This is a genomic window from Actinoplanes sp. ATCC 53533 (genome assembly GCF_003947245.1).
Map to the genome: position 1 here is coordinate 54475 of NZ_QHHV01000103.1, position 14725 is coordinate 69199.

A 14725-nucleotide genomic window follows, 5' to 3' on the forward strand; every position below is an offset into this window, starting at 1 on the left:
CAAGATCGATAGCTTTATGATCTTGCCGCGTGATCCACAAAAGACTGTCCATAGTGGTAACGATCGGATTGATCGCGTTATCCACCCTCATGCCCGTCGAACCCGCCCTCGCCGAGGAGCCGTCCACGGCTGAACCACCCCGGGTGGAGCTGGTCCTCGACGTCAGCGGTTCGATGCGGGCCGCCGACATCGACGGCGCCACCCGCATGTCGGTCGCCAAGCGCGCCTTCGCCGAGGTCGTCGACGCCCTGCCGGAGACCACCCAGCTCGGCATCCGGGTGCTCGGTGCCACCTACCCCGGCGACAACAAGAAGGTCGGTTGCCGCGACACCCAGCAGATCGTCGAGGTCGGTCCGGTCGACCGGGACCGGGCCAAGGACGCCATCGCCACCCTGCGCCCGACCGGGTTCACCCCGGTCGGCCTCGCGCTGCGCTCGGCCGCCCAGGACCTGGGCACCGGCGGGTCGGCCCGGCGGATCGTCCTGATCACCGACGGCGAGGACACCTGTACGCCGCCCGACCCCTGCACCGTCGCCCGCGAACTGGCCGCCCAGGGCACCAGCCTGGTCGTGGACACGCTGGGCCTGGCGCCCGACGAGAAGACCCGCGAACAGCTCGTCTGCATCTCCACGGCCACCGGCGGCACGTACACCGCCGCGCAGAGCGAGCAGGAGCTGACCGGACGGATCAAGCAACTGGTCGAGCGGGCGGCCGTACCGCCAACGGTGGCTCCCGCACCGGTGGCCGGCGCCGCGGACTGCGCGACCGCGCCCATGCTGGCGGCCGGCGTCTACACCGACCGTGAGCGCATCGGCGAGCACCGGTACTACCGGGTGCCCGTACCGGCGGATCAGGAGCTGCGCGCCGCGGTGAGCGTGGCGCTCGACCGGCCGCTGAACCGTGATTACGGCGTACTGCTGAAGGCCGCGACCCTCGACGGCCGGGAGTTGGTCCGGGGCACCGACGCGGGCAGCGGCCGGGCCGACGTCCTCTCGGCCGGCCTGCGCTGGTCGGGCGACGAGGAGACCGGGCCCGCCGCTTCGTCGCCGCCCGGAGACGAAGAGCCGGCTCCGCCGGCGGAGGTCTGCCTGATCGTCAGCAACTCGTTCGCGTCGTCGACCGCGGCCACCGCGCCCGGCATGCCGCTGGAGCTGAGCATCGGCCTGGTCGAGGCGTCGTCCGCCCCGGACGCTCCCGGGCTCGGCCGTGGCTGGCTGTTGCTGCTCGTGCTCGGCGCCGCCGGGCTCGTCGCCGGCGTGCTCGCCGGCTGGCTGACCCGCTGGTGGGTCGCCACCTGGAGGGAGAACTGATGCGGCACACCCTGACCACCGCCGGGCTGATCGCCGCCGTGGCACTCTGCACCGCGGCGGCCACGCCCTCGCCGGCCGCCCCCGTCGGCAGCGCCGGCACCACCTTCCTGACCGCCGTCGCCGTCGCCCCGGCCCAGCCGGTGCACGTCGCCGCGGTCACCGGCGACTACCTCTACTGGTCGTTCACCGCCGAGGCCGGGCAACGGCCCGACGTCACCGCGACGGTGCGGTTGCCGCCGGCCGCCGACCGGCACGGCGCCCAGGCCTGGACGGTCGAGGTCTTCGACGGCCTGCGCCGCCGGCAGTCCTGCGTGGCCGGCGAGCAGAGCCCGCTCGCCGCCGCGGCCGCCACCCAGGTGGCGCTGCGCTGCCAGCTGCGGCAGGTCCGCTCCTGGGCCGAGCCGTGGGACGGTGACCCGCTGCCCGGCACGTACTACGTGCGGCTGTCCAGCACCGAGCTGCCCGACCGGGACCTGGGCCTGCCGGTGCAGGTCGACCTGCTGCTCGCCGCGCCGGCCGGGGACGACGGCGCCGACCAGGGCGTCCTGGCCGCGCCCCTGGTGCCGGACAACCGGCCCGGAAGCGTGCTGACCGGCTCCGCGCCGGCCTCGGCGGCACCGGTCGCGGACGACGACGACGGCGGGAGCTGGCTGCCGGCCCTGGGCTCCCGGTGGTTGTGGACCGCCGGCGGGGGAGTCCTGGCCGCGGTGGCCGGCCTGTTCGGTTTCTCCCTGACCCGCCGCCGCCCCCGGGCGGCCTGACGAATTCCGTGCTGCCCCCGGTCGCGGGCTTCGTGTCGCCTCGGTCGCGGGGCTTCTTGTTGCCCTCGGTCGTGCGGCTTTGTGTTGCCCCCGGTCGTGGGCCGGGGGCAGCCGGGAATCGCGTCGCCGGTCAGCCGGTGGCGGACGCCTGGTGCTGCTCCGCCGCGCGGCGCTCGGTGGCGTCGATGTAGTCGTGGAGGAGGCCGCGGGAGCGGGTGAGGGTGCCGATGCGCTCGTCCAGCTCGTCCCGGCGGGCGCGCATCGTGGCCAGCAGCTCCGGGCAGGGCGCGAGGTCGGGGGTGGTGCCCGTCACACACGGCAGCAGGACGCCGATCTCCTGGGTGGACAGCCCGGCCTCGAGCAGCTTCCTGATCTGCGTCACGGTCACGACGGCCTCGTCGGCGTACTCCCGGTAGCCGCTGGGGCCGCGGCCGGGACTGAGCAGGCCCTGGGACTCGTAATACCGCAACAGGTGCGCGTGGACTCCGGTCCGCCGGCTCAATTCCCCGATCAGCACGCGCACCCCGCCTTGACCTTCATACCGGTGTGAACGTCGATGATTCTGCCATGACATCTCCCGGCGACGCCGCACCGTTCGATCCCCGCTCGCTGCTCGCGGAGAGCCGCCTCGGCGTCCTGGCGACGATCAAGGCCGACGGGCGGCCCCAGCTTTCCCCGGTCACGCCCTACTACGACCGGCAGGCGGACCTGCTCTACGTCTCGATGACCGAGGGCCGGGCCAAGACGGCCAACCTGCGCCGGGACCCCCGGGCCGCCCTCGAGGTCACCAGCCCCGAGGGGTGGTCCTGGGCCACCGCCGAGGGCACAGTGACCCTCACCGGGCCGGGCACCGACCCGAACGGTCCCGAGGTCGAGGCGCTGGTGGCCTACTACCGCGCCGCGGCCGGCGAGCACCCGGACTGGCTGGAATACCGGTCGGTGATGGTGTCCGACCGACGGGTGCTGATGACGATGACGGTCGACCACGTGTACGGCGCCAGGATCCGCTGACAGCCCGCTCGTCGACACCGGTCTCGGCCCCGAGCTAGGGCCGTCAAGCCGGCGGAGGGCCCGGGGTCGACGGGCGCTGGGTGCCGCCGCCAGAATGACTTATGCGCGGAGTTGCGACGGTGACGGGAAGTTCGGGGCGGGTCGGCGCAGCGGTGGCGGTGGCCTTGACCGCCGCCGGCTGGTCGGTTCGGGGAGTCGATCGCGCGCCGGGGGGCCGGACCAGCGTCATCGGCGATCTGCGAGATCCGCGGGTGCACCGGGCCGCACTTCGGGAGTCGCAGGTCGTGGTCCACGCCGCCGCGCTGCACGCGCCGCATGTCGGCCGGGTCGACGACCGGGAGTTCCACGCCGTCAACGTCGGCGCCACCGAAACGCTGCTCGAAGAAGCCGAGCGCACAGGCGTCCAGCGCGTCGTCTACATCAGCAGCACCAGCGTCTACGGGCACGCGCTGATACCCACCGACCGTGCGGTCTGGGTCGACGAGGGCCTGGAGCCACGCCCCCGCGACATCTACGACGAGACGAAACTGGCCGCCGAGCGGCTCGTCGCTTCGGCCGCCAGTTCCTCGGCCGTCCTGCGCATCGCCCGCTGTTTCCCGGAGCCCCTGCCCTTGCTCGCCTCCCACCTTCTGCATCGGGCTGTCGGGCTGACCGACGTCGCTGCGGCCACCGCGCGCGTCGCGGAGCAGGACGCCGCGACCGGGACCTTCAACATCGCCGGGCCGTACCCGTTCACCCGCGCGGACTGCCCAGCCTTGCACCATGACGCGGCGACCGTGATCGCCGAGCGGCTCCCTGACGTCGCTGCGGCGTTCCACGCCAGGAACTGGCCACTGCCGCGAACGCTCGACCGGGTCTACGACTCCGGCGCCGCCGCGGCGGCGTTCGGATACCGGCCGGTCCACGGAATCCAGCAGATGCTGCGCACGCGGGGCAAAGGATCAGAACCCACCCCGCCGGAGTGACCTGGCGGCGCCGGACCGAGCCGGCTCCGGGCAGGCGCTCAGTCAAAGTCGTAGTCGCTCTCCGGCCGCAGCGCTCTGACGAAGCCGACGAAATCCGGCGCCAGCACGGTGATCCGGTAGCCGACCTCCTGATCGACATGGACGACGCGCGGTTCACCCTCCGGCCCGCAGTCGCGGTAATCGAACGCGATCATGTCGTGGCCCGCCGAAGGACAGTCAGCGAAATACACGCCGATCGCCGGATAGCCCCACTCCTCGATGAGGAAACGGCTGCCCGATCGCCCCGCCAGCGAGCACTCCTTCTCGCGACCGATCCCCATGATCGCGGTGAGGGCGACGTGGTCCTCGGACCAGGTCGTGCTGCTCGGCGCCGGACAGCAGGTGTTACGGGGCATTCCGCCGTTGCGCGCCCGCATGAGCGCCACATACGAGGCCGGCAGCCGGAACCCCAACTCCGCCTCGACCGACACGACCACCTCATCAGTGGGAAACCCGCCACGATAGGTGTCCTCCGCATACTCGCTGTCCTCCCAGAACGCGTCGAGGTCCAGATCCGGAAACATGCGTTCGAGCTGTTCGTCGGCCATACGTCTCATGATCCGGCAATCGTTCTCAGCGGGCCCGTCCACCTCAGATACCGGATGCTTGCTGCCTCCGGGCCGGCGTTTAGGTCACCGGCGGTGCCGGGCGTCGAGGTCGGTGACCTGCACGGCCGGCGCTCTGTGGCAGCCTCGGCGTCCAGGCGTCATGGCGTGGTCGGCGCGATGCGACCAGATCGGGCGCCGGCCGGCGGGGCAGGCGCTGGCCTGGTTCGAGGTCGCACGCGACTTCTGAGCAGCCCGTTCCTTGTTGTCGGCGGTCGCTCACGGCATCGTCAACGTCCTGCCGGACGGCCGACAGGCACCTCAGACCTCGCCGAGGTCGGTGCAGTGCGCGATCGTCGCATCGTCGGACGCCTCCGCGTGGCGCGCCTCCGCCTGCCGGACCCGGCGGATGATCTCGGCGGGACCGTTCGCCGCGAGGACGGCCATGACCTCCGGCCAGTCGGCGAGCCGGAACCGGTCCACGATGCGGCTGGCGCCGTTGCTGAGCAGAACGGCGCCGGTCACCTCGGAGACCGGGCAGCTGCCGGTGATCGCCTCGGCCGCCGCCCGCGGGTCGTCCTTGGCCACCCAGAAACCGCCCGGCCGGTTCCGCTTGGCGCGCAGGTCGCGCAGGATCCGACGGTACGCGTCGGTGCCCTCGGCGGCGGCACCGAGGGCGGATTCGTACGACCGACTGATGATCACCTCCCGGGGATCGGTGACGACGAGCGGCGGACCGGCCACCTTGTCGAGCACGAGCACCGCGTCGCCGAGCACCAGGTGCTCGATGACGCCGCCGGAGCGGCGCAGGATGGCGACGGTCGCCGAGGGACTGATGGGGTCGGCGACGGCGCAGGTGGCCCGGTGATCGTCCGTCACCTGCTCGATTGCCTCGGCGAGCAGCGCCGACAGGCTCCGGTCCGGCGCCAGTGCCAGGAGGCTGAGGAGGCTGCCTCCGAGCCGGCCGGCATACCAGGCCACGCCGTGCCGGCAGATCGCCTCGGCGCCGGGGATGCCGGCGCCGTCGATCAGCACCGCTGCCATGGGTACGGCGCCGGCGAAGTCCTCGTTCACCCGGCCGGGCCGGGCCGACGCGGCGCTCGTCATCGTCACCCGCATGTGCCGCCGCCGTCCTCCCGCCGATCAAGGCGTCAACAGTAGCCACCCGCCACGGGCCGGCGGAGTTGTCGGACCCTCGTGCGATGCTCCTGCCGTGGTTGTTGAATTTGAAGCCGAGCTGTGGCTCTGGCAGGCGCGGCGGCCCGAGAGCTGGACCTTTGTCAGCCTGCCCGCCGACGCCTCCGAGGAGATCCGGGAGCTGACCGGCGGGCAGGCGCGGGGCTTCGGGTCGGTCCGGGTCCGGGTCACGGTGGGCGGCAGCGTCTGGACGACGTCGATCTTCCCGGGCAGCGCGCAGGCCGGCTACGTGCTGCCCGTCAAGCGGGCGGTCCGCAAGGCCGAGGCCCTCGACACCGGCGACACCGTGAGCGTGACCGTTGAGCTCGTCGACTTCTGACCCGCGTCCTCCGGCTCGCGTCGCTGACTCACGTCGTGGCTCAGCCCCGGCGCAGCACCAGCGTCACGAAGCCCAGCACCTTGCGATATCCGCGCAGCCACTGGTCGCGGTGCTCCCGGGCCAGGGCGAGCGCCGCCTCCGCGTCGGGGTGGCCGGGGTTGTCGAGCGCCCATTCGGTGAGCGACCCGGTCCACGACCACTCGTAGTTGTCCCATTCGGCGGTGTCGCTGACGTGGGCATAGACCGGGGTCCAGCCCGCCTGCTCGGCGGTCGCGACCAGATCGGCCAGGCCGGTGTAGTCCTCCGATTTCACCCCGAGTGCCGCCAGCGCCTCCGGCGTCGGCGGCACCTCCCAGAAGCATTCACCGAGCAGCAGCACGCCGTCCGGGTGCACGTGCCGGCTCACCAGGTCCAGCGTCTCGGTGAAGCCGCCGAAGGCGTGGGTCGAGCCGACGCAGAGCACCAGGTCGTAGTCGCCGTCGGGCACGTAGGTGCGGGCGTCCCGTTCGTGCAGGGTCAGCCGGTCGGCGAGGCCGCGCTCGGTCGCGGCGGTCGCCGCGCGTTCGAGGCCGTAGCGGTCGATGTCGACGCCGTCGGCGTGGCCGTCCGGGTAATGGGCGAGGGCCTGCAGGGCCCACGCGCCCTCGCCGCAGCCCAGGTCCAGGATCCGGGCCGCCGGTTGCCGGTCCGCCCGGCGCAGGAGCCGGTTGACGTTCACCCCGAGGATCGGGGCCGCGATCGGATGGTGCGAGTGCGCGATGCTGCTGAATCGGCGGTCCACCCTTGAAGTCAACACCAATGGCGCCGCAGCCAGGGGACCAGGAGGGGGAGCACCTTGTCCGCCTGCATGGCGCTCATGTGGTCGGTGCCCGCGACCAGTTCCACCGCCCAGCCCTGCTTGGTGAGCTCGTCGCGGTTTTCGCGCACGGCGTCGGCGATGGCGACGTAGGCGTTGTCCCACCGGGGTCCGTATCGAATGTTGTCGTCGGCGCCGGCGAACACCAGCCGGGGCAGGTCGAGCCGGCCGAGGGCGGCCCGCTCGTCGAAGCCCCGCAGCGATTCGTAGAGGGTGACGTACTGCTGGATCTGCTCGGGGGCCTGGGTGGTCTCGGCCGAGTCCCAGTCGCCCGGCTGCACCTCCGCGGTGCTCGGCGGCTTGCCGACGTTGGCCACCGCCTCCCGGTGGCTGGCGTGGGTGACGGTCAGCATCGGGCCGTAGGGGCCGTCCAGCGGCGGAAAGCCGCCCATCGCCAGGGCCGCGAGCCGATCGGTGCGGGTGGCGAGTTGCAGGCCGGCCAGCGCGAGCCAGGAATAGCCGTAGTAGGCGAAGCGGTCCGCGCCGGCCGCGTCGGCGACGGCGAGCAGGTCGGCAGCGACGGCCGTGGCGGTGAGGGTGCGAGCCTTCGGATGCTGCGCGAGGTGACCTTCGTAATCGGCGGTGATCACCCGGAAGCCCGCGTCGGCGAGGCCGATGGCGAGGGTGTGTCCGAGGTTCGGATCGGTGCCCCAGGCGCGGATCCGCTCGGCGGCCTCGCCCTCGAGCAGGGCCGTGCCGACGGGAACGACGACCGCGGGTCCGTCGCCCCGGGTCGACACTTCCAGCGTGGAGTCGTCATGCAAGTGAGCGGTAACCATGAAAACACTATACACTGTAAGGACTATGGATGTGAACGCCCATGTGCGCCGGCTCTGGCGGCACCGCGGCACGACCCTGCCGACCCCGCGCCGGGGCCCCCGGCAACAGCTCGACCTGGACGAGATCCTGCGGACCGGCATCGCCATCGCGGACGCCGACGGCCTGGCGGCGGTGTCGACCCGGGCGATCGCCGCGACGTTCGGCAAGACCGCGATGGCGCTGTATCCCTACGTCGGGTCCAAGGAAAACCTGCTCGCCCTGATGCAGGACCACGCCTCGGCCGTGCCGGAGTGGGCCGATCCCGGCACGAGCCTGGCCGACGACCTGCAGGCCTGGGCCGCCGCGCTGTACGAGGTCTACCTCGCCCACCCGTGGCTGGCCGAGCGGCCCTGGTCGCAGGCCACCCAGGGCCCGCACGAGCAGGACTGGCTCGAGCGGCTCCTGCGGATCCTGGAGGGTTGGGCCGTCCCGCCCACCGTCCGTCCCCCGGCGATCACGATGCTGTATGCCACGGTGCGCGCCACCGCCGAGACCACGGCCGCCTACCGGCGGCTGGACCAGCAGGGCATGGCCGCGTGGCGCGAACAGGCGGAGGAGACCAGGCAGCAGATTCCGGACCTGGGCCGGCGCTACCCGCTCTCGACCAGCCTCGCGCCACTCACCCCGGACTGGCAGGACAATCCCCGCGCCGCGCTCACCGGGGCCGTGCGACTGCTGGCTGACGCCCTCGCGAAACGGTCACCTACCCGCCCATGAACCGCCGGGTTCGCGGGCCTCTGCTCTGGCCGGCTGCGTGGTCAGGCCGCGTGGGGGCGGTTTGACCGCGCCCCGGCCCTGGACACCACGCTGGGCGACGGCGTGGGCAACGACCGCACACGACCGACAGGCGAAGGTTTCCTGATCCGGGCGATTCCGCTTGTCGCGGTGCCTGGATCGGTGGCAGGTTTGCGGTGTGCGAGGGGTCGACTTTGACCAGCGGCACACCGGCCTGGCGGGCCGGGAGCGCGCCGAGTTGGTGGAACGACCACGGGGAAAGGGTGACCCGTTGGGGCTCGCAGGATGAGTAGGCCTCCTGCAGGCTTGCGGACCCCGGGTCCGGACCCGGACCCGGACCCGGTTGCGGTCCCGGTCGCGGTCCCGGACCCAGACCCGGTCCCGGTTGCGGTCCCGGTCGCGGTCCCGGACCCAGACCCGGTCCCGGTTGCGGTCCCGGTCGCGGTCCCGGACCCAGACCCGGTCCCGGTTGCGGACCCCGGTTGCGGTCGCGGTCCCGGTCGCGGATGCCCGGCAGGTCTTCGACGGCGACGCCGCGCCCGGCACCGCACCGGGGCCGCTGTCCTCCCGGCTGTCAAGGCCCCGAGGCTCAGCCTCGCTCACGGCTGAAGCACGCCAGGGCCGGCCGGGGCTTGCGCTCCCCGGCCGGCCCCGGCGGACCACCAGCCTCGCCGACGCGACCAGGACCTCGCCGTGGGTCGCTACCCACCCGGCGACTGGCCGACCATCGCCACGGGCCGATCCCCCGTTGGCTCTGGTCGGCCGGCAGCCGTGCCCCTACTGCGGGTCGCTTCCCGGCTGGCCCTGGCGCCGCGTCGGTCAGAGACCGATGGTGGCCTGCGGTCCGGCGTACTGCTTCAGCAGTGCGGGTACGTCCGCGGCCTTGTCCAGTGTGTATGAGTAGTAGCTGCTCGGGGTGAATGCGGAGCCGAGGGTTGTCTGCTTGCCGGTGGAGTTGACCACGATGCTGCCGCTTTGCTTCAGCTGTGCTGTGGCATCCGGGTAGTAGGGGTCTTTGACGTTTTCGAAGTAGCTGTTCTCGAGGACCATTTTGGTGGCGCCGCGGGCGTAGTTGCCGTAGGAGGTGATGTTCTGCAGGTAGTTGTTGTAGAGGTGGGCGAGGGCGACGTTGTCGGTGCTGGGGTTGCGTTGGTTGGTGTTGTGGATCCAGTTGTGGTGGATGGTCATGCGGGCGGTGACGTTGTCGGTCCAGCCGATGCCGAAGGTTTTGTTGTTGCTGGCGAGGATGTTCCAGGAGACGGTGAGGTGGGTGGTGTCTTTGCGGCTGTCGATGAGGCCGTCGTTCATGCGGGTGAGGGTGTTGTGGTCGATCCAGATGTGGTCGGCGGTGTCCATCTGGATGGCGTCGTAGTCGTAGGTTTTGTCGTCGGGGTCGTCGTCGGTCATCTGGGTGTCGCGGATGGTCAGGTTGCGGATGATGACGTTTTTGATGCCGGTGCCGAGGAAGAAGCCGCCGCCGACGATGTGGCCGGTGGTGCCGATTCCGATGATGGTTTTGTTCGATTGGACTTTGAGTTCGGTGCCTTTGGGGGTGATGGTGATCGCGCCTTGGACTTTGATGGTGTAGGGCGTGGTCGCGGTGACGTATTTCTGCAGGTCGGCCATGGTGGTGACGGTGACGGTGGGTCCGGCGGCGCCGCCGGTGGTGCCGCCGCCGGTGGAGGCGAAACCGTCCGCGGTGTTCGACCACGTGCGGCCGCTCGTCGTCGGCGCCGGGGTGCCGCCGGTTACAGCGGTGAAGGCCCACTGCTTGTTGCTGTTGGCCGTACAGGTCTCCTGGATGACCGCTGCTCCGGAGGCGGTCGAGGCGTCCTTGTCGCTGATGCAGAGGCCGCTGTTGACGTTGATGATCTGGAAGGTGTTGGTGCCGCTGGCGGTGAGTTTCCACTGCTGGTTGGTCTGGCTGGCGACGCAGGTGTATTGCTGCAGTTGGACGCCGGAGGTCTTGGAGAAGCCGGGCACGTCGACGCATTTGCCGCTGTTGACGTTGACCAGTTGGTAGTTCGAGCCGGCGGCGGTCAGCTTGAACTGCTGCCAGGCCGCGCCGGTGGTGCAGCCCCATTGCTGCAGGGCGGCGCCGTTGCTGGTCGAGGCGGCGGGCACGTCGAGGCACTTACCGCTCTTGGTCACCGCCAGTTGGTAGGTGCCGCCGGTGGCGGGCAGTGTCGCGGCCTGCGACGGCAGGATCGAGTAGCCGACGATCGCGGTGGGGACGGCGAGCACCGCCGCCACCAGAAAAGCGCGTTTCCTGGACATTATGAAGTCTCCTCGAGGAAGGGGAGCCGGCGAAAAGCGGGAAGGGGGAGTCAGCCGACCGGGTTCCAGCCGTCACTGCCGGCCAGATACTTCTGCGGGGTGTAGTTGGCGGCGGCCGAGTCGCTCAGCTGCGGCCGGTTGCCGTTGATGCCGGCGCCCGCGCCGGTGTTCTTGTATTCGAGGAACCGAGCGTTCTGCCACGAGTTGCCGGACATGTCGGTCCAGGGCTGGGCGGTCCGCATCGTGGCGCCGAGGCTGGACTCGCGGAAGAGCACCTGGGCATCGGCGCCCCACGGGCGGCCGAGCTGGGTGACGTTGTTCGCGGCGCCCGTGACGGTGCACTTGTAGAACAGAATCCCGTACGGGTTGGCCGCGCCGGTCCGCGCCGCGGTGATCGGTCCGCCGCTGGTGCGCCGCTCGTGGATGGTGCTGGACTGGAAGACGGAGGTCCCGCCGCCGAAGATGAAGTCCACGGTGCCCTCGACGTACGAGTTCTTGACGTACGAGCGGAAGTTGTTGAGCAGCAGGGTGTCCTGGTTGCCGAGGAAGCGCACGTTGTCGAAGACCGCGCGGTCGGCGTTGAGGTTCGCCGCGACCGCCTGGCTGCCCTCGCCGTAGTCGTTGGAGATCGTCAGGTTGCTCGCGGCGAAGTCGGCGCCGTTGACGAACACCGACGCGCTGCCGGAGGTGCCGTAGCCGCCCGCGGAGCTGTGGTTGTTCACGATGACCGTCTGAGCGGCCGACGAGCCGAGGCCCTGCAGCGTCACGTACGGCTTGTTCGCCGGGATGGTGACGATCTCGCGGTAGGTGCCGGCCTTGATGGTGATGACGCGGCGGGTGGTGTTGTTCGCCGGCACCGCGTCGATCGCCGCCTGCACGGTCGCGTACTGGCCGGTGCCGTCCTTGGCCACAGTGCTGCCGGCGCCGCCGCTGACCGGGGCGAAGGCCCATCGCTTGTTGCTGTTGGCCGTACAGGTCTCCTGGATGACCGCCGTGCCGGAGGCGGTCGAGGCGTCCTTGTCGCTGATGCAGAGGCCGCTGTTGACGTTGATGATCTGGAAGGTGTTGGTGCCGCTGGCGGTGAGTTTCCACTGCTGGTTGGTCTGGCTGGCGACGCAGGTGTATTGCTGCAGTTGGACGCCGGAGGTCTTGGAGAAGCCGGGCACGTCGACGCATTTGCCGCTGTTGACGTTGACCAGTTGGTAGTTCGAGCCGGCGGCGGTCAGCTTGAACTGCTGCCAGGCCGCGCCGGTGGTGCAGCCCCATTGCTGCAGGGCGGCGCCGTTGCTGGTCGAGGCGGCGGGCACGTCGAGGCACTTACCGCTCTTGGTCACCGCCAGCTGGTAGGTGCCGCCGGTGGCGGGCAGCGCCGCGGCCTCCGACGGCAGGACGCTGTAGGCGATCGCGGCGCTGGGGATGACGATCGCCAGTACGGCCACCAGGAGACGTCGCGGGGACGTGGATCCAGACAACTTCCGATCCTCTCGTACGGGACCGGCGAGAACGGGAGCGCTCCCAGCCGGTCACGTTCAGTCAGCGCCGCCCGGGGGTGAGGCGGCACTGTCGTAGATGCTCGGCCGGCCGCTGGACAACAGAAATCCCGGAAAATACTTCTGCGGGTCTTTGCTTTACAGCTCAATGGGGCTGTGTCACGATACGGCGCTCCGGATCGTGGGCGCATTCAACGACATTCGTCGATGTTGACCGCCCGGCGCCGACCACGACGCACGAAACCAAGGGGGAAGCCCGGTGACGCAGAGTCAGGCCGTCGGACATGACGTGACCCGGCTCGTCCGCGACGCGCAGGGCGGCAGCGCCGGCGCCCTCGACGAACTCGTCGCCGAGCACCTCCCGCTCGTCTACAACATCATCGGCCGCGCCCTCGACGGCCACCCGGACGTCGACGACGTCGTGCAGGAGACCATGCTGCGGTCCATCCACGCGCTGCCCTCGCTGCGCGAGCCGGACCGCTACCGGTCCTGGCTGGTGACGATCGCCTACCGGCAGATCCAGCAGCACCTGCGGTCCCGCACGGTCACCCGGACGCACCGCGCCGCCGAGCCGGAGGACCTGGCCGACCCGGCGGGCGACTTCGCCGAGCGCACCACGGCCGAGCTCGTCGTCGCCGACCAGCGCCGCGAACTCGTCGAAGCCGTCCACTGGCTGGACGACGGGGACCGTACCCTGCTCGGGCTCTGGTGGCAGGAGGCCGCCGGCGAACTGACCCGCGGCGAACTGGCCTCGGCGCTGCGGGTCAAGCCCAAGCACGCCGCGGTCCGGGTGCAGCGGATGAAGGCCCAGCTCGACGCCGCCCGCGGCATCGTCCGGGCGCTGCGGGCCCGGCCGCGCTGCGCCGACCTGAGCGGCCAACTGCGCCGGTGGGACGGCGCCGCGGATCCGCTGTGGCGCAAGCGGCTGGTCCGGCACGTCCGCGAATGCCCGCAATGCGGCCCGCGCGGGCACGGGCTGGTCGCCCCCGAGGAGCTGCTGCTCGGCTTCGCCGCGCTGCCGGTGCCGATGCTGCTGCTCGCCGGGCTGAAGTCGGGACTGATCGCCAAGTCCGGGCTCTCCGCGGGCGCCTCGGTGCTGGCCCACCTGCAGGCGTTCCTGCACCAGAAGGCCCTGGCCGTGGGCACCGCCGCGACGATGGCGGTCGGCGGCGGGGTGGTCTACGCGGTCTACCAGACCGATGCGCCGCCGCGGGGCGCCGACAGCGGGATAGCGGCGCCCACGCTCACCACGCGGCCGCTCACCCCCGAGACGGCACGCCCGGCCGCCTCCGCCGCGCCGCCGCCGAGCGCCACCCCTACCGCGCGCGTCGCGACCGGCCTCGGCGTGCGGCAGGCGGACATCTACGTGGCGCCGGACGGCAAGGACTCCGGCGACGGCAGCTTGCGCCGGCCGTACGCCACGCTGCAGCAGGCGGTGACGGCCGTCCGGCCGGGACAGACGATCGCCCTGCGCGGCGGGACCTACCGGCCCGCCGCGGGGATCACCATCACGACCAACGGTACGGCGGCCAAGCGCATCGTCCTCAGCGGCTACCGCGACGAGCGGCCGGTCATCGACGCCGCCGGCATTCCCGCCGACCAGTGGGCGATCACCCAGCAGACCGCGTTCTGGACGGTCCAGGGGATCGAGGTACGGGGTTCCAAGAGTCACGCGTACGTCTGCCGGGCCTGCCGCGACAACGTCTTCCGGCGCCTGTCGCTGCACGACAACGTGCGTTCCGGGATGCTGCTGCGCGACCCCGGCACCGCCGGGAACCAGGTGCTGGACAGCGACTTCTACGCCAACCGCGACCCGGCCGGCGCCGACGGGGTGGGCATCGGGCTGGGCGTGCAGTTCGGCGCGGGCGACGGCAACGTGCTGCGCGGCAACCGCGCCTTCGGCAACGGCGGCACGGGCATCGAGCTGGGCTCGTTCGGCAGCCCGGTGACGGTCGAATACACCTGGTCCTACGGCAACGGCGCGAGCGGCTTCACCCTCGGCGGCGGCGACCCGCCGGTCGCCGCGCCGCACCGGCTGCGCCACGACGCCGCCTGGGACAACGCGGGCCACGGCTTCACCGACGAGCGCAACACCGCGGCGCTCACGCTGACCAACAACACCGCATTCCGCAACCGGGGTACGGGCTTCGCCATGCCGGACGCCGCCGCGGTGCTGCGCGCCAACGTGGCGATCGGCAACGCCGCGGCGGAAAGCCTGTCTCCGTCGGCGACCGCGGTCCGCAACAGCTGGCAGCAGGAAGGCTGGAGCGCGGCGAGGTTCCGCTCCACCGACCCGGCCGGCGCGCAGGGCCCCCGCCCGGCGACCGGCCGGCTCCCAGGAACCGACTTCATCACGACGGGCAACGGCGTGGGCGCGTCGATGGCCGGCACCTGAGAGCCG

The 14725-nt window shown here is 71.5% G+C and carries 14 protein-coding genes; 7 read left to right on the plus strand and 7 right to left on the minus strand.

From position 1 onward, the window contains the following. Window positions 1–29 precede the first annotated feature (29 nt). Together DMB66_RS30330 and DMB66_RS30335 are read left to right on the plus strand one after the other, a co-directional pair. Window positions 30–1310, plus strand: coding sequence for a VWA domain-containing protein (locus DMB66_RS30330; RefSeq protein WP_370319490.1), 1281 nt, complete (start codon window positions 30–32; stop codon window positions 1308–1310). Beyond that, a complete protein-coding gene (locus DMB66_RS30335; protein WP_125807534.1) occupies window positions 1310–2071 on the plus strand; it encodes a peptidase in 762 nt (253 codons plus the stop codon). Before DMB66_RS30330 ends, DMB66_RS30335 begins: the two co-directional genes overlap by 1 nt. Window positions 2072–2201: 130 nt before the next feature. Here the strand turns inward: DMB66_RS30335 and DMB66_RS30340 are convergent, their stop codons facing one another. Beyond that, on the minus strand, window positions 2202–2594 hold the full coding sequence (locus tag DMB66_RS30340) for a MerR family transcriptional regulator (RefSeq protein ID WP_233624944.1): 393 nt from the start codon (window positions 2592–2594) through the stop codon (window positions 2202–2204). A gap of 44 nt (window positions 2595–2638) precedes the next feature. Here DMB66_RS30340 and DMB66_RS30345 point away from each other — a divergent pair, with 44 nt between their 5' ends. Both DMB66_RS30345 and DMB66_RS30350 read left to right on the plus strand, forming a co-directional pair. Next, a complete protein-coding gene (locus DMB66_RS30345; RefSeq protein WP_125807535.1) occupies window positions 2639–3082 on the plus strand; it encodes a PPOX class F420-dependent oxidoreductase in 444 nt (147 codons plus the stop codon). A gap of 119 nt (window positions 3083–3201) precedes the next feature. After that, a complete protein-coding gene (locus tag DMB66_RS30350; protein ID WP_233624945.1) occupies window positions 3202–4047 on the plus strand; it encodes an NAD(P)-dependent oxidoreductase in 846 nt (281 codons plus the stop codon). A 38-nt stretch (window positions 4048–4085) separates the two neighbouring features. Here the strand turns inward: DMB66_RS30350 and DMB66_RS30355 are convergent, their stop codons facing one another. Next, complete coding sequence (locus tag DMB66_RS30355; protein WP_233624946.1) at window positions 4086–4634, minus strand: SMI1/KNR4 family protein; 549 nt, start codon at window positions 4632–4634, stop codon at window positions 4086–4088. 318 nt (window positions 4635–4952) lie between these two features. Further along, complete coding sequence (locus tag DMB66_RS30360; protein WP_125807537.1) at window positions 4953–5750, minus strand: protein phosphatase 2C domain-containing protein; 798 nt, start codon at window positions 5748–5750, stop codon at window positions 4953–4955. A gap of 94 nt (window positions 5751–5844) precedes the next feature. Here DMB66_RS30360 and DMB66_RS30365 point away from each other — a divergent pair, with 94 nt between their 5' ends. Further along, window positions 5845–6147 carry a DUF1905 domain-containing protein gene (locus DMB66_RS30365; protein ID WP_199752694.1) on the plus strand — a complete coding sequence of 101 codons (303 nt, stop codon included), beginning with the start codon at window positions 5845–5847 and terminating at the stop codon, window positions 6145–6147. A gap of 40 nt (window positions 6148–6187) precedes the next feature. Here DMB66_RS30365 and DMB66_RS30370 read toward each other — a convergent pair whose 3' ends face one another. Both DMB66_RS30370 and DMB66_RS30375 read right to left on the minus strand, forming a co-directional pair. After that, entirely contained in the window at window positions 6188–6928 is a 741-nt protein-coding gene (locus DMB66_RS30370) for a cyclopropane-fatty-acyl-phospholipid synthase family protein (protein WP_125807539.1), read from the minus strand. 8 nt (window positions 6929–6936) lie between these two features. Then, window positions 6937–7782, minus strand: coding sequence for an alpha/beta hydrolase (locus DMB66_RS30375; RefSeq protein ID WP_125807540.1), 846 nt, complete (start codon window positions 7780–7782; stop codon window positions 6937–6939). Between the two features lie 31 nt (window positions 7783–7813). On the opposite strand from DMB66_RS30375, the gene DMB66_RS30380 reads away from it, so the two are divergent. Continuing rightward, the gene (locus DMB66_RS30380; RefSeq protein ID WP_233624947.1) at window positions 7814–8539 is read left to right on the plus strand and encodes a TetR/AcrR family transcriptional regulator; all 726 of its coding nucleotides are present in this window, start codon (window positions 7814–7816) and stop codon (window positions 8537–8539) included. Window positions 8540–9376: 837 nt separating this feature from the next. On the opposite strand, the gene DMB66_RS30390 is transcribed toward DMB66_RS30380, so the two are convergent. Together DMB66_RS30390 and DMB66_RS30395 are read right to left on the minus strand one after the other, a co-directional pair. Next, the gene (locus DMB66_RS30390) at window positions 9377–10834 is read right to left on the minus strand and encodes an RICIN domain-containing protein (protein WP_125807542.1); all 1458 of its coding nucleotides are present in this window, start codon (window positions 10832–10834) and stop codon (window positions 9377–9379) included. A gap of 50 nt (window positions 10835–10884) precedes the next feature. Next, window positions 10885–12306 (minus strand): pectinesterase family protein, encoded by a 1422-nt coding sequence (locus DMB66_RS30395; protein WP_125807543.1) that lies wholly within the window; start codon window positions 12304–12306, stop codon window positions 10885–10887. 277 nt (window positions 12307–12583) lie between these two features. On the opposite strand from DMB66_RS30395, the gene DMB66_RS30400 reads away from it, so the two are divergent. Then, window positions 12584–14719 carry a sigma-70 family RNA polymerase sigma factor gene (locus DMB66_RS30400; protein WP_233624948.1) on the plus strand — a complete coding sequence of 712 codons (2136 nt, stop codon included), beginning with the start codon at window positions 12584–12586 and terminating at the stop codon, window positions 14717–14719. Window positions 14720–14725 lie beyond the last annotated feature (6 nt).